General features: G+C 74.6%; 10 protein-coding genes. All 10 read left to right on the top strand.

Going from position 1 to position 14606, the window contains the following annotated elements; all coding sequences use genetic code 11:
* The first annotated feature begins 391 nt into the window (after nucleotides 1–391).
* The 10 genes from F1D97_RS14315 (at nucleotide 392) to F1D97_RS14270 (ending at nucleotide 14593) form a co-directional block, all read left to right on the top strand.
* Nucleotides 392–3715: an Rne/Rng family ribonuclease gene (locus tag F1D97_RS14315; protein WP_236121184.1), complete on the top strand. Its 3324-nt coding sequence runs from the start codon at nucleotides 392–394 to the stop codon at nucleotides 3713–3715.
* Between the two features lie 298 nt (nucleotides 3716–4013).
* Nucleotides 4014–4322, top strand: a complete 309-nt coding sequence (gene rplU / locus F1D97_RS14310) for a 50S ribosomal protein L21 (protein WP_174773827.1) — start codon at nucleotides 4014–4016, stop codon at nucleotides 4320–4322.
* A 63-nt stretch (nucleotides 4323–4385) separates the two neighbouring features.
* Nucleotides 4386–4643 (top strand): 50S ribosomal protein L27, encoded by a 258-nt coding sequence (gene rpmA, locus F1D97_RS14305; protein ID WP_094180429.1) that lies wholly within the window; start codon nucleotides 4386–4388, stop codon nucleotides 4641–4643.
* Nucleotides 4644–4737: 94 nt separating this feature from the next.
* Nucleotides 4738–6255 (top strand): GTPase ObgE, encoded by a 1518-nt coding sequence (obgE, locus tag F1D97_RS14300; protein ID WP_236121183.1) that lies wholly within the window; start codon nucleotides 4738–4740, stop codon nucleotides 6253–6255.
* Nucleotides 6256–6271: 16 nt separating this feature from the next.
* The gene (proB, locus tag F1D97_RS14295) at nucleotides 6272–7417 is read left to right on the top strand and encodes a glutamate 5-kinase (RefSeq protein ID WP_236121182.1); all 1146 of its coding nucleotides are present in this window, start codon (nucleotides 6272–6274) and stop codon (nucleotides 7415–7417) included.
* Between the two features lie 577 nt (nucleotides 7418–7994).
* On the top strand, nucleotides 7995–9005 hold the full coding sequence (locus F1D97_RS14290; protein ID WP_236121181.1) for an ABC transporter permease: 1011 nt from the start codon (nucleotides 7995–7997) through the stop codon (nucleotides 9003–9005).
* Entirely contained in the window at nucleotides 9002–9913 is a 912-nt protein-coding gene (locus tag F1D97_RS14285; protein ID WP_236121180.1) for an ABC transporter permease, read from the top strand. The genes F1D97_RS14290 and F1D97_RS14285 overlap by 4 nt, the downstream gene beginning before the upstream one ends.
* Nucleotides 9910–11610 carry a dipeptide ABC transporter ATP-binding protein gene (locus F1D97_RS14280; RefSeq protein WP_236121179.1) on the top strand — a complete coding sequence of 567 codons (1701 nt, stop codon included), beginning with the start codon at nucleotides 9910–9912 and terminating at the stop codon, nucleotides 11608–11610. The genes F1D97_RS14285 and F1D97_RS14280 overlap by 4 nt, the downstream gene beginning before the upstream one ends.
* Nucleotides 11611–11678: 68 nt before the next feature.
* A complete protein-coding gene (locus F1D97_RS14275) occupies nucleotides 11679–13256 on the top strand; it encodes an ABC transporter substrate-binding protein (RefSeq protein WP_236121178.1) in 1578 nt (525 codons plus the stop codon).
* Nucleotides 13253–14593, top strand: a complete 1341-nt coding sequence (locus F1D97_RS14270) for an LLM class flavin-dependent oxidoreductase (protein ID WP_236121177.1) — start codon at nucleotides 13253–13255, stop codon at nucleotides 14591–14593. The genes F1D97_RS14275 and F1D97_RS14270 overlap by 4 nt, the downstream gene beginning before the upstream one ends.
* Nucleotides 14594–14606: the final 13 nt, after the last annotated feature.

The raw sequence follows: 14606 nt of genomic DNA, 5'->3' as shown, positions 1-14606 counted from the left end.
GGGTGACCCCACCTGCACGGAACGCTAGGACGGCACCGTCCACGCATCCGGGACCAAGGTCCCGGGACCTGACGTCCTGTCGTGAACCGCCGGGGCGTCGTGAGCGCGCCTCGACGGGTGTGCTGTGCGATACTGACCGCGGTCCGACGAGCGTCCACACCGCGAGGCGGACCCGTGAGCTCGCACCCAGTGCGCTGCGCGCGCCAGCCGCCGCTGCACCGTCGAGAGGCCCACCCGGCCCGGACGGACGAGGCAGGCGATGGTGCGCGCCGGCCCGGAGTGCGGCCGCGACCGACGACTTCCGTCGCCACGCGCCGCGTGGGCGACGACCGACCGACCGAGGACCGCCACACGTGTGGACGGTGGTTCGCGGTACCCAGGAGCGCTCCGCGTGACCGACCAGAACACCCCCGAGCTGGACGCAGCAGCAGCACCGAGCGTGGACGGGGGTGAGCCGACGACCACGCGCCCGCGTCGTCGTCGCGCGTCGCGCCCCGCCGCTCCGCCCGAGGTGGTCGCGAGCGACGCCGCCGCGGACACGCCCGTCGAGGCGGTCTCCGCCGAGGCCGCGGCCGAGCCGTCCGACGAGAAGGCCGCGGCAGACACGCCGGCAGCGGACAAGCCCGCGAAGGCCCGTCGCACCCGCGCGAAGAAGGTCGCGGCGCCGGACACCGCCGACGCCGCCGCGCCGGGAACCGCCGAGGCCGCCGCGCCGGAGAAGGCCGCGCCGGAGGCTTCGGACGCCGCCTCTGCCGAGGCCCCGGCCAAGCCCGCCCGCCGTCGCCGTGCCGCGACGCGCCCGGTCGCCACCCCCGTCCCCGTCGACGCCGCGCTCGTCGACGCGCCCGCCGAGACGCCGGTCGACGCCCCGGTCGAGGACGCCGAGACGCCGGCAGCGGCGGAGAAGCCGGCTCGCCGGCGCTCGCGCCGCGCCACCACTGCCCCGGAGCCCGTCGTCGAGGAGACCTCCGAGGAGGACGAGGAGGAGGCGGCCGAGCAGGACGCCGACGCCGCGACCGACGAGGCACCCGCCGAGCCCGCGTCCGAGAGCGCACCCGAGACGGCCGCGCCGCTCGCTCCGCGCCTCGCGACCACCGCGCTGCTGTTCCAGGCCCCCGACCTCACCGCGGCCCGGCCGCGGCGTCGTCGTGCGACCTCGAGCGCCGGGTCACCCGAGGAGATCTCGCAGGCGGCCCGCCACGCGGCCGAGGCCGCTCCTGAGGCCGCTCCCGACGATGTCGACGCCTCGGCCCTCGCCGAGTCCGTCGAGGGCGTCGCGGGCGAGACCGGCGACGACGCGCAGGGCGAGCGCCCGAGTCGTCGTCGCGGCCGCCGCGGTCGCGGTGCGCGCGCCGAGGGCGGGCAGGACAAGCCCGAGGAGAAGACCGGGTCCGACGAGACCGCCGAGCCCGTCGCGGCCGACGTCGAGGACGCGACCGGTGACGTGACGGCGGACGCCGACGCCGCGACGTCGTCGGAGGAGACCGAGGACGAGACCGCCGAGGGGACCTCGGCCCAGCGCCGTCGTCGTCGCCGCGGTGGCCGTGGGCGCCGCCGGTCCGAGACCACCGACCGTGACGACGAGGCCGAGGGCGCCGAGCAGGCGTCCGGCGACGCCGAGGCCGCCGACGAGCCCGAGGGTGACGAGGGCGACGACGAGCAGGGCGAGGGCGGCTCGAGCCGTCGCCGCCGCCGCCGTCGTCGCGGGTCGCGCTCCGGCGAGGGCGACGGTGGCGCCGAGCCGCGTCGCCGGGGCGACGAGGTGACCGCGCTGCGCGGGTCGACGCGCCTCGAGGCGAAGCGTCAGCGTCGCCGTGAGGGCCGCGACGCCGGCCGTCGCCGCCAGATCATCACCGAGGCCGAGTTCCTGGCGCGCCGCGAGTCGGTCGAGCGGTCGATGATCGTCCGCGAGAAGGACGGCCGCACGCAGATCGCCGTGCTCGAGGACGGCGTGCTCGTCGAGCACTACGTCTCCAACCAGCAGCAGGCGTCGATGGTCGGCAACGTGTACCTCGGCCGCGTGCAGAACGTCCTGCCGAGCATGGAGGCCGCGTTCGTCGACGTCGGCAAGGGCCGCAACGCCGTGCTCTACGCGGGCGAGGTGAACTGGGACGCGGCCGGGCTCGAGGGTCAGCCGCGCCGCATCGAGCAGGCGCTGAAGTCCGGCGACTCGGTGCTCGTGCAGGTCACCAAGGACCCGATCGGCCACAAGGGTGCGCGCCTGACCTCGCAGGTCACGCTCGCCGGCCGCTACCTGGTCTACGTGCCGGGCGGCGGCATGACCGGCATCAGCCGCAAGCTCCCCGACACCGAGCGCAACCGCCTCAAGAAGATCCTGCGCGAGGTCGTGCCGGACTCCGCGGGCGTGATCGTGCGCACCGCCGCCGAGGGCGCGAGCGAGGACGAGCTGCGTGCCGACATCGCGCGCCTGCAGTCGCAGTGGGAGGCCATCGAGAAGAAGTCGAGGACCGCGTCGGCGCCCGCGCTGCTGCAGGGCGAGCCGGACATGGCGATCCGCGTGGTCCGCGACATCTTCAACGACGACTTCTCGTCGCTCGTCGTCCAGGGCGACGACGCGTGGTCGACCATCTCGTCGTACATCGACGAGCTCGCGCCCGACCTCGCGCAGAAGGTCTCCAAGTACACGGGCACGGGTGACGTGTTCTCGGCGCACCGTATCGACGAGCAGCTCACCAAGGGCATGGACCGCAAGGTCTGGCTGCCCTCGGGCGGCTCGCTCGTGATCGACCGCACCGAGGCGATGACGGTCGTCGACGTCAACACCGGCAAGTTCACCGGCTCGGGCGGCACGCTCGAGGAGACCGTCACGCGCAACAACCTCGAGGCCGCGGAGGAGATCGTCCGGCAGCTGAGGCTGCGCGACATCGGCGGCATCATCGTCATCGACTTCATCGACATGGTGCTCGAGTCCAACCGTGACCTCGTGCTGCGCCGGCTCGTCGAGTGCCTCGGGCGGGACCGCACCAAGCACCAGGTCGCCGAGGTGACGTCGCTCGGCCTCGTCCAGATGACGCGCAAGCGCGTGGGCCAGGGGCTCGTCGAGGCGTTCTCGGAGACGTGCGAGCACTGCCACGGGCGCGGCTTCATCGTGCACGACCAGCCGGTCGAGAAGAACCCGCGGCCCGACGCTGGCGCGCCGCAGCCCGCCGCGACCGACGAGCCCAAGCGCTCGCGTCGCAAGCGCGGCGGGGCGAAGGAGACGGCCCCCGCGGCCGCGCACGCCGGCGTCCCGGTGCTCCCGCAGGAGCGCTCGGCCGTGAAGGCGACGCTCGCGACGATCGCCGCGGCGGCTGCGCACGCCCACGAGCACGACCATGAGCACGACCACGAGCACCTCGGGGACGCCCCGGCGCCCGAGCCGGCCGTGACGGGCGTCGAGGCCACCGCCGCGCCGGTGGAGCCCGCGGCCGAGCCGGTCACGGAGCCGGCGGCGGAGCTCGTCGTCGACACCGTCGTCGAGTCCGTCGCGGCGACGTCAGAGACGGTGGACGTCGACGCGCCCGAGGGCGGGACGGGGGAGCCCGACAAGGCCTCCGGACCCGAGCTCGACGTGCTCGCCGAGCTCTCGTCGCTGCGCAAGGAGCACGCCCCCGCGGAGCGGCTCGAGCTGACCCCGGTCGACCCGTCGGTCTTCGTGACGTTCGACGCCGACGAGGCGTCGCAGGACGAGGGCGCGGCGGACGACGCCGGCTGACGGCGAGGGTGCTCCCGCGGCGACGTCGCGGGAGCACCGCCCGAGCGGTGTGACGTTCGTCCCGCGGACGGCGGCAGCGCTCACCAGGTTTGACCCTGCGGCGCGGGGTCCGTAACCTAGATCGACGGTGCGCCGTGTGCGCGCTGGTCATGTGTGCCGCCGATCGACGAACGAGGTCGGCGCGAACGCGACTCCCCGACGGACCGGTCCTGACCGGACGCTGTGGGACGCGCGCGGGCGCTGGCAGGCACCTGACACCTTGGACCGAGCAGTTCGACGAGCAGAGATGAGCAGCAACGTGGTGTACGCGATCGTGAAGGCCGGCGGCCGCCAGGAGAAGGTCGCCGTCGGCGACGTCGTCGTCGTCGACCGTCTCGCCGCCGAGGCGGGTTCGACGGTCGAGCTGCCGGCACTCCTGCTCGTCGACGGCGAGAAGGTGACCACCGACGCGGGTGCGCTCGCGAAGGTCAAGGTCACGGCGGAGGTCGTCCGGGACGAGAAGGGCCCGAAGATCGACATCCTCAAGTACAAGAACAAGACCGGCTACCGCAAGCGCCAGGGCCACCGTCAGGCCCTCACGCGCCTCAAGGTCACCGGCATCAAGTGATCTCGCGCCGCGGCACGCCGCGGCTGCAGCGACAGTTCTGAGCAACCCGAGAGCAGGTTCGTCATGGCACACAAGAAGGGCGCGAGCTCCTCGCGCAACGGTCGCGACTCGAACGCCCAGCGCCTGGGCGTGAAGCGCTTCGGTGGCCAGGTCGTCAAGGCCGGCGAGATCATCGTCCGCCAGCGCGGCACCCACTTCCACCCCGGCAACAACGTGGGTCGCGGTGGCGACGACACGCTGTTCGCGCTGGCTGCCGGTGCGGTGCAGTTCGGCACGCGCCGCGGCCGCAAGGTCGTCGACATCGTCGCTGCCGAGGCCTGAGTCCTCTCCACGACTCGTCACGAAGGGGCGCACCGTCTCGGTGCGCCCCTTCGTCGTTCGACCATCGAAGTCCCGCTATCCCAGGAGGTCCGCCGTGGCGACGTTCGTCGACCGCGTGGTGCTGCACGCGACCGGTGGTGACGGCGGGCACGGCTGCGCCTCCATCCACCGCGAGAAGTTCAAGCCGCTCGCCGGCCCCGACGGCGGCAACGGAGGAAACGGCGGCTCGGTGATCCTGCGGGTCGACCCGCAGGTCACCACGCTGCTCGAGTTCCACCACCTGCCGCACCGGCGCGCCTCGTCCGGCACGCAGGGCATGGGGGACCACCGCGCGGGTGCGACCGGTGAGGACCTCGTCCTCGGTGTCCCGGACGGCACGGTCGTCAAGACCCCGGACGGCGAGGTCGTCGCCGACCTCGTGGGCGTCGGCGCCGAGTACGTCGTCGCGTCCGGCGGCCGCGGCGGACTGGGCAACGCGGCCCTCGCGTCGCCGCGCCGCAAGGCGCCCGGCTTCGCGCTGCTCGGCGAGCCGGGGGAGAGCGCCGACGTCGTGCTCGAGCTCAAGACGATCGCCGACGTCGCGCTCGTCGGGTACCCGTCGGCGGGCAAGTCGAGCCTCGTGGCCGCGATCTCCGCGGCGCGCCCGAAGATCGCCGACTACCCGTTCACGACGCTCGTGCCGAACCTCGGCGTCGTGCAGGCGGGCGACGCGCGCTACACGGTCGCGGACGTCCCGGGGCTCATCCCGGGTGCGTCCGAGGGGCGCGGGCTGGGCCTGGAGTTCCTGCGGCACGTCGAGCGCTGCGCCGTGCTCGTCCACGTGCTCGACTGCGCGACGCTCGAGCCGGGCCGCGACCCGCTGTCCGACCTCGACGTCATCGAGTCCGAGCTCGCGGCGTACGCCGGCGACCTGGAGATCGAGGGCGGCCGCGTGCCGCTGACCGAGCGTCCGCGCGTCGTCGTGCTCAACAAGATCGACGTCCCCGAGGCCCGCGACCTCGCGGAGCTGGTACGTCCCGAGCTCGAGGCGCGCGGCCTGCGCGTGTTCGAGGTGTCGACCGCGAGTCACGAGGGGCTGCGCCCGCTGACGTTCGCGCTCGCGCAGATCGTCGAGACGGCGCGCCGCGAGGCGCCCGCGCCCGAGGCGACGCGCGTCGTGCTGCGGCCGCGTGCGGTCGACGACGCGGGCTTCACCGTCACGCGGCGCGAGGCCGGGGGCGAGGTCTGGTTCCAGGTGCGCGGCGAGAAGCCCGAGCGCTGGGTGCGCCAGACCGACTTCAACAACGACGAGGCGGTGGGCTACCTCGCGGACCGCCTCGCGCGGCTCGGCGTCGAGGAGCGGCTGTTCGCGGCCGGTGCCGTGGCCGGCGACGAGGTGCGCATCGGCCCGGAGACGAACTCCGTGGTGTTCGACTGGGAGCCGACGCTGGTCACGGGTGCCGAGCTGCTCGGCGCGCGCGGCACGGACCTGCGCCTCGAGGACCACTCGCGTCCGACGCGCGGCGAGAAGCGCGCCGAGTTCAAGGAGCGCATGGACGCGAAGGCGGCCGCGCGTGCCGAGCTGCGCTCCGAGCGTGAGCACGGCGTGTGGACCGACCCCGACGCCGACTGACCGGGAGAATGCCCAGGTGACCGCCCCTCCGTTGCACGACCGCGCCGAGATCGCCACGGCCTCGCGGGTCGTCGTCAAGGTCGGCTCGTCGTCCCTGACGAGCCCGGACGGAAGGCTCGACCCCGAGCGGCTCCGGGCGCTGGTCGACGTCCTCGCGAAGCGTCGCGCCGCGGGCGGCCAGGTCGTGCTCGTCTCGTCGGGTGCCATCGCCGCGGCGATCGGGCCGCTCGGCCTCGCGGCGCGCCCGCGGGACCTCGCGACGCAGCAGGCGGCCGCGTCGGTGGGGCAGGGGCTGCTCGTCGCGCACTACACGAAGGCGTTCGCGGACCTCGGCCTGCGCGTCGGGCAGGTGCTGCTCACCGCCGACGACACGGTCAGGCGCGTGCACTACCGCAACGCGCACCGCGCGCTGACGCGCCTGCTCGACCTCGGTGTCGTCCCCGTGATCAACGAGAACGACGCGGTCGCGACCGACGAGATCCGGTTCGGCGACAACGACCGCCTCGCGGCCCTCGTCTCCCACCTCGTGCACGCCGACGCACTCGTGCTGCTCACCGACGTGGACGCCCTGTACACGGCCGCACCGTCCTCGCCGGGAGCGCGGCGGATCTCGCGCGTCGACAGCGCGCGCGACCTCGAGGGCATCGACGTGTCGCGGCGCGGCTCGGCGGTCGGCACGGGCGGCATGGTCACCAAGCTCGAGTCGGTCGCGATCGCGACCGCGTCGGGCATCCCCGTGGTGCTGACCTCAGCCGCGCAGGCCGCCCAGGCGCTCGCGGGCGACGACGTCGGCACGTGGTTCGCGGCGACCGGTCGGCGCAAGTCGATCCGTCTGCTGTGGCTCGCGCACGCCGCGCGCGTCCGCGGTCGGCTCGTCCTCGACGAGGGCGCGGTCAAGGCCGTCGTCGAGCGGCGCACGTCGCTGCTGCCCGCGGGGGTCACCGCCGTCGAGGGCGACTTCGAGGCGGGGGACCCGGTCGAGCTCGTCGCCCCGGACGGGCGCGTCGTCGCGCGGGGTCTCGTGGCGTTCGGCTCCGACGAGGTGCCGAGCCTGCTCGGTCGATCGACGCGCGACCTGCGCCGCGAGCTCGGCGCGGGCTACGACCGTGAGCTCGTCCACCGCGACGACCTCGTGCTCACCCGCCGCCGCGTCGCCTCCTGACCCGTCCGCACGGCTGACCCCCCGGCTGACCGCACGGCGTCGGCCCTGATCGCGGGCGGCGGGTCTCGGATCGTGGGACGTACGAGGGGGACCATTGACCCTTGCCGGGCGCGCTCGTACGTTCCTCGCGGTTTCACGCACCGCCGTCAGGCCCGGCTGGCGGTGCGGCGCGACCCGGGCGACCGGGCACGTGTCCCCGGGCGCACCGCGTCCGCGTCGTCTCGGCGCCGGACCCCGTACGACCTCCCGCCGGAGGCGGCCATGTCGAAGCACCACCACCTCACCGCGATGCGCTGCTGTCCCGCCGTCGCGTGCTGTCGCTGACCTGAGCGACGCCTGAGCGCGGGCGCCCACGCGCGCCCTCGACACGCCGCACCCCGCCGCGGGCCGCGCGCCCGCCGTCGACCGTCACGGTGGTCGACGCCCTCCCGCACGCCCGGACCGGGCCGCCTCGTGGCGCCGCCCGGCCCGCGTCGTCGTCGCGCCCTGCGCGTCTCGCCGGCCGCCCTCGCGGTCGTCGTGCGTCCCCTCCTGCCCGACCGGCCGTCCCGGTCCGCCCCAGACCTCCGGAGCACCCATGTCCGTCCTCACCGCCCGACCGCCCGCGGTACCCGCGGCGTCCGGCACCGGCCCGCGGCTCGCCGCGGTCGCGCGCCGCCTGCGTCCGCCCGTCGGCTGGCGTTACCTGGGCGGCCGCCTCCTCACGGGGCTGGTCGCCGTGTGGGGTGCCGCGACGCTCGTCTTCTTCGCGCTGTACTCGACCGGCAACCCCGCGCTGCTGCTCATCGCGCCCGACGCCCCGCCCGAGGAGGCCGCGCGGCTCACCGCGCAGCTCGGCTTCGACCGGCCCGTCGCGGTGCAGTACGTCAGCTTCCTCGGCGCCGCGGTGCGCGGTGACTTCCCGGACTCGCTGCGCTACGGCGCGGACCCGGTCGGGATCGCGCTCGAGCGGCTGCCCGCGAGCCTGCAGCTCGGGTTCGCGGGGCTCGCGCTCGGCATCCTGGTCGGCGGGACGATCGGGTACGTCTCGGCGACCGCACGCTCGGCGTTCTGGCGCCGCGTCCCGCTGTCGTTCGTCGTCGGGCTCGACGCGATCCCGACCTTCTTCTTCGGCATCCTCGTGACGCTCGTGTTCGCGGTGAACCTCGGCTGGCTCCCCGCGACCGGCGGGACCGGCCCGGCGGGCCTCGTGCTGCCGGCGCTCACGCTCGCGGTCGCGTTCGTCCCCGCGATCGCCCGCGTGCTGCGCACCGCGGTGCTCGACACGCTCGGCGCCGACCACGTGCGGACCGCGCGGGCCAAGGGTCTGTCGCGCCACGTGCTCGTGCGTCGCCACGTGCTCGGCAACTCGCTCGGCCCCACGCTCTCGGTCGTCGGCATCCAGGCGGGCGTGCTGCTCGGGGGAGCCGTGGTGACCGAGTCGATCTTCGGCTGGCCCGGCATCGGGCAGCTGTCCATCAACGCGGTCCAGAACCGCGACTACCCGCTGGTCATCGTCTGCGTGCTGGTCATCGCGGTCGGCTTCGTGCTGATCAACCTGCTCGTCGACGTCCTGGCCGCCATCGCCGAACCGAGGTTGCGCTCATGACCGCCGAGCTCGCCGCCGTCGTCGTCGACGGCGCCACGTCCACCTCCGTCCGCGAGGTGGCCGCGCCGCGGCGCCGTGCGCGGCTCAGCGTGGGCACGTGGGTGGGCGCGTCGCTGCTCGCCCTCGTCGTCGCCGCCACGGTCGTCGGGCCGCTGCTGGTGGCCGACCCGTACGCGCAGGACTTCACGGCGATCCTGCAGGCGCCGTCGGCCGAGCACTGGTTCGGCACCGACGAGCTCGGACGGGACCTGCTCGCACGCACCGTGCACGGCGGGCGCACGGCGCTCGCGGTGACGGCGGTCGCGAGCCTCGTCGCGTCCGTGCTGGGCCTCGGCCTCGCCGTGGCCGGCGCGCTGTTCGGAGGCGTGGTCGACGCGATCGGCGGTCGGCTCGCGGACGTGCAGCTCGCGGTGCCGTCGATCGTGCTCGCGATCGTCATCCTGTCGTTCGTCGGCAACTCGTTCGTGCCGATCGTCGTCGTGCTCGTGCTGGGCGCCTGGGTGCTGACGTTCCGGGTGATCCGCGGGCACGCGCGTGCCGTCGTCGCGCAGCCGTACGTCGAGGCCGCGCGCGTGGCCGGCGCGGGCCGCGGTGCGGTCGCGTGCCGCCACGTGGTCCCGAGCGTGCTGCCGCTGTTCTTCGTCGCGGTGACCCTGTCCGCCTCGGCCGTGCTGCTGCTCGAGTCCAGCCTCGGGTTCCTGGGGCTCGGGGTGCAGCCGCCGCAGCCCGACTGGGGCCAGATGGTCTCGGCCGGGCAGGCGCGCCTCGCGACCGCCCCCTGGCTCTCGCTCGTCCCGGGCGTCGCCCTCATCGTCACGATCGTCGCCCTGCAGCTGCTGGGCGACGGCCTCGCGGAGCGGTTCGGCGCCGGCCGGACCGGCGCCTCGTCGAAGGGAGTCGACCGATGAGCGTCGACCTGCACGACCGTCCGTCGCTCGCCACGCTCGAGGCCCGGCCGACCGGCACCGCCGCGCTCGCCGTGCGCGACCTCGTCGTGGGCCTGGAACGGCCGGCGGCACGACGAGGCGCGGCGGGCCGGGACTCCGAGCCCGTGCCGATCGTCCGCGGGGTGTCCCTCGACGTCCCCGCGGGGTCGGTCGTCGGGCTCGTCGGGGAGTCCGGCTCGGGCAAGACGCTCACCGCGCTCGCGGTGGCCGGCCTGCTGCCCGCCGGCGTCGAGGTCTGGTCGGGCGGCGTGGACGTCGTCGGGCGTGACGTGCGCGCGCTCGCGCCGCGGGACCGGCGGGCCCACCTCGCCGCGCACGTCGGCGTCGTGTTCCAGAACCCGACGCCTGCGCTCAACCCGCGCCTGCGCATCGGGCGCCAGGTCGCGGAGGCGCTGCCCGCGGGCACGCCGCGGCGTGCGGCGCGCGAGCAGGTCGCGCAGCTGCTGCGCGACGTCGGCATCGACGACGTGGCCAAGACCGCGCACGCCTTCCCGCACGAGCTGTCCGGCGGGCTCAACCAGCGCGTCGTCATCGCGATGGCGCTCGCGCGCTCGCCGCGCCTGCTCATCGCCGACGAGCCGACGACCGCGCTCGACGTGTCGGTGCAGGCGCAGGTGCTCGACCTGCTGGACGACCTGCGCGAGCGGCACGGGCTCGGCGTGCTGCTCGTCAGCCACGACATCGGCGTGATCGCCGACCGCACGCACCACGTGCACGTCATGTCGCAGGGCGTCGTCGTCGAGTCCGGCCCGACGCGCGACGTGCTCGAGCGGCCGCAGCACGAGTACACGCAGCGCCTGCTCGCCGCGGTGCCCAGTCGTCTCGAGCGCGCCCGGGTGACGCCGCGCGCGTCGTCGCCCGCCGCCGACGAGGTCGCGCCGCAGCTCGTCGTGCGGGACCTGCGCCGGGCGTTCGCGCTGCGCGGTGCCCACGGCCGCACACGGCACGTCGCGCTCGACGGCGTCGACCTCACGATCCGGCAGGGCGCCGCGCTCGGCCTCGTCGGGGAGTCCGGCTCGGGCAAGACGACGCTCGCACGCATCGTCGTCGGCCTCGAGCGCGCCGACTCGGGCACGGTCGAGCACGACGGCCTCGACGCGACGCGGCTCGACCGCGCGCAGCGGCGCGCGTGGCGCCGCGACGTGCAGTACGTGTTCCAGGACCCGTACGGCTCCCTCGACCCACGTCTCACGGTCGCGCAGACGCTGCGCGAGCCGCTCGAGCTCACGCTCGGCCTGAGCCGCCGCGAGGCCGAGCGGCAGGTCGCCGACCTGCTCGACGAGGTCGAGCTGCCGCGCGCGTTCGCGCAGCGGCTGCCCGGCGAGCTGTCGGGCGGGCAGCGCCAGCGCGTGGGCATCGCGCGGGCGCTCGCGACCCGGCCGCGCCTCGTCGTCGCCGACGAGCCCGTCTCCGCCCTCGACCTGTCCGTGCAGGCGCGCATCCTGCGCCTGCTCGAGCGGCTGCGCGCCGAGCGCGGCCTGACCTACCTGTTCATCTCGCATGACCTGGGTGTCGGGCGGTTCCTGTGCGACGACGTCGTGGTGCTGCGCGCCGGGCGGATCGTCGAGCAGGGCCGCACCCGGGACGTGCTGGACGACCCGCAGCACCCGTACACCCGCGCCTTGGTCGCCGCGGTCCCCGGCCAGGGCACCGCATGACCAGGCCGACCTCCACCCGCCGCCGGCCGACCGTGCCGGCGGACACCCTCGAACGCAGGAGCCCCTCCGTGTCCCGATCCACGTCCTCGTCCCGTCGACGGCTCGCCGGCATCGCCGCGGCCACCGCCGCGCTGCTCGTCCTCGGGGCGTGCGCGTCGTCGACGAGCGCCGACCCCGGCTCGTCGTCGGGCGTCACCGCGGCGCCCGCCGCCGGCGACACGCTGCGCCTCGTGCTCAGCCGCCAGCTCACGAACCTCCACCCGCACAAGGGCGGCTCGCCCGACAGCCAGGGCGCCGTCGCGGGCTCGGTGTACGAGGCGCTCACGCGCATCACGCCGGACAACGAGGTCGCGCCCTCGCTCGCGACCGAGTGGACGCAGGTCAGCGACCTGCAGTGGGAGTTCACCGTGCGCACCGACGCGGTGTTCTCCGACGGCACCCCGCTGACCGCGCAGACGATCGCGTGGAACTTCGAGCGACTGCTCGACCCGGAGTACGAGGGCACGCTCGGCGCGCCGCTGCGCGTCTACACGAAGTCCGTCACGGCGGTCGACGAGGACACGGTCCGGTTCGACCTGCTGGCGCCCGCGCTCGACCTGCCCGGCCGGCTGTGGAACGTGTACATCGTCGACAAGGCGTTCGCCGAGTCGCACAACCTCGACACCGAGTCGCTCGGCACCGGGCCGTACCAGGTCGACGACCTCGACCTCGAGAACGGCGTGACGCTCTCGCTCAACCCGCACTACGCGGGCGAGAAGCCGGCGTTCGAGAAGGTGCGCTACACGGTCCTCGCGTCCGAGGCCCAGCGCGTGGCCGCGATCGCCGCGAACGAGGCGGACATCGTGCTGAACGTCGAGCCGCTGAGCCTCGACCAGTTCGCCGACTCGCCGGTCTACGAGACGGTGCTGGGCGTCGGACCGCAGCCGCTCGTCCTCGCCGTCAACGAGGAGAAGAAGGGCACGCCGCTCGCGGACGAGCGCGTGCGGCAGGCGCTCAACTACGCCACCGACAAGGAGACGATCATCGAGGGACTCTTCAAGGGGGCCGTCGAGCCGCTGCCCGGGTCGGTGCTGTTCGAGCCCTACCAGGAGGAGAACCCGGACCTCGAGGCGTACCCGTTCGACCTCGACAAGGCGCGCGCGCTGCTCGCCGAGGCGGGCTACGCCGACGGCTTCGAGCTCGAGGTCGACGTCCCGTCGGGCACGTACGTGTCGGCGGACCTCGCGTCGCAGGCGATCGCGTCGCAGTGGGAGCAGGTCGGCGTGAAGCTCACGATCACGCAGACGCCGTTCCCCGCGTGGATCGAGCGGCAGTACGGCGACGCGCAGGCCGGCGCGGACCTCGTCTACATCATGTGGGGCGGGCAGTACCGGGGCGGCTACCAGCTGTTCGACCCGTTCACGACCGACCACATCCAGAGCGACGTGGTCTCGCCGGAGTTCGACGCGCTCGTCAAGCAGATCCAGGCGTCGACCGACGTCGACGAGCAGGGCGACCTCGTGCGGCAGGCGACCGCGCTGTACCGCGAGCAGGCGCACACGATCTTCCTGTACCCGTCGCCGTTCACCGCGGTGATCTCCCGCGCGGTGACGTGGGAGCAGCGGCCGTCGCGCTACCTCTACGCGCAGGAGGTGGGGCGCGCATGAGCCGCGGCCAGCTCGTCCTGAGCCTCATCCTCGGAGGCGTCGGCGGCGCGTGGACCCGGCCGGACTCGCGCGCCGAGGAGGCGTTCTCGCTCGGCCTCGCACGCGACATCGCGCTCGAGGCGGAGCGGGCGAAGCTCCACGCGCTGTTCGTCGCCGACGGCGTCACGCTCGACCGCAAGCAGATCGGCGACCGCCCGTACGCGCACCTCGAGCCGCTCACGCTGTTCTCGGCGCTCGCGGCGCTCACCGAGCGCATCGGGTTCATCGCGACCGCGTCGACCACGTACTCGCACCCGTACAACCTCGCCCGGCAGGTCGCGTCGCTCGACCTCATCTCCGACGGCCGTGCGGCGTGGAACGTCGTCACCTCGTCGGCGGGCCAGGAGAACTTCGGCGGCGGCCCGCTGCCGGACCACACGTGGCGCTACGGGCGGGCCGCGGAGTTCGTCGAGGTCGCCACCGCGCTGTGGGACAGCTGGGACGACGACGCGATCGTCGTCGACCGCGAGCGGCGCGTGTGGGCGGAGCAGGACCGCGTGCACCCGATCGACCACGTGGGGGAGCACTTCACGGTCGCCGGGCCGCTGAACCTGCCGCGCACGCCGCAGGGCCGTCCCGTGCTGGTGCAGGCGGGGTCGTCGCAGGACGGCAAGGAGCTCGGCACCCGGTACGCCGACGTCATCTTCACGGCGCAGCAGTCGCTGCGCGGCGCCCGCGAGTTCTACCGGGACGTGAAGTCGCGCGTCGCGGCGCTCGGCCGGGAGCCGGAGCACGTGCTCGTCCTGCCCGGCACGAGCGTCGTCGTCGGCGACACGCACGACGAGGCGGTCGCGACCAAGCGCGCGCTCGACGGGCGCGTCGACCTGGCGGCGGGGCTCCTGCGGCTGCAGCGCCAGCTCGGCGGCGCGGACCTGTCGGGCGTCGGGCTCGACGAGGTGCCGCCCGAGCACCTGCTGCCCGACCCGGCGACGGTCAACATCCGCCAGTCCCGCGCGCAGGTGTTCCGCGACCTCGCGGTGCACGAGGGCTGGACGCTGCGCCGCCTCATCGAGCTCGAGGTCGGCTCGAGCGGCCACCGGCAGGTCGTCGGGACGGTGGGCGAGGTGGCCGACGAGCTCGAGTCGTGGTTCCACGGGGACGCGGCGGACGGGTTCGTCCTGCTGCCGTCGTCGATCCCGCAGGGACTGCACGACGTGACCCGACGGCTCGTGCCCGAGCTGCGCCGTCGCGGGATCTTCCGCGACGAGTACGAGGGCACGACCCTGCGCGACAACCTCGGCCTGCCGCGACCGGCAGCGGTCCGCGGACAGCACCGCCCCGAGCTCGTCTCCGCCTGACCACCACCCACCG

Origin of the sequence: Cellulomonas palmilytica, assembly GCF_021590045.1 — a bacterium.
GTDB classification, from domain to species: Bacteria; Actinomycetota; Actinomycetes; order Actinomycetales; family Cellulomonadaceae; genus Cellulomonas; species Cellulomonas palmilytica.
This window is presented reverse-complemented; position numbering and strand designations above follow the sequence as displayed.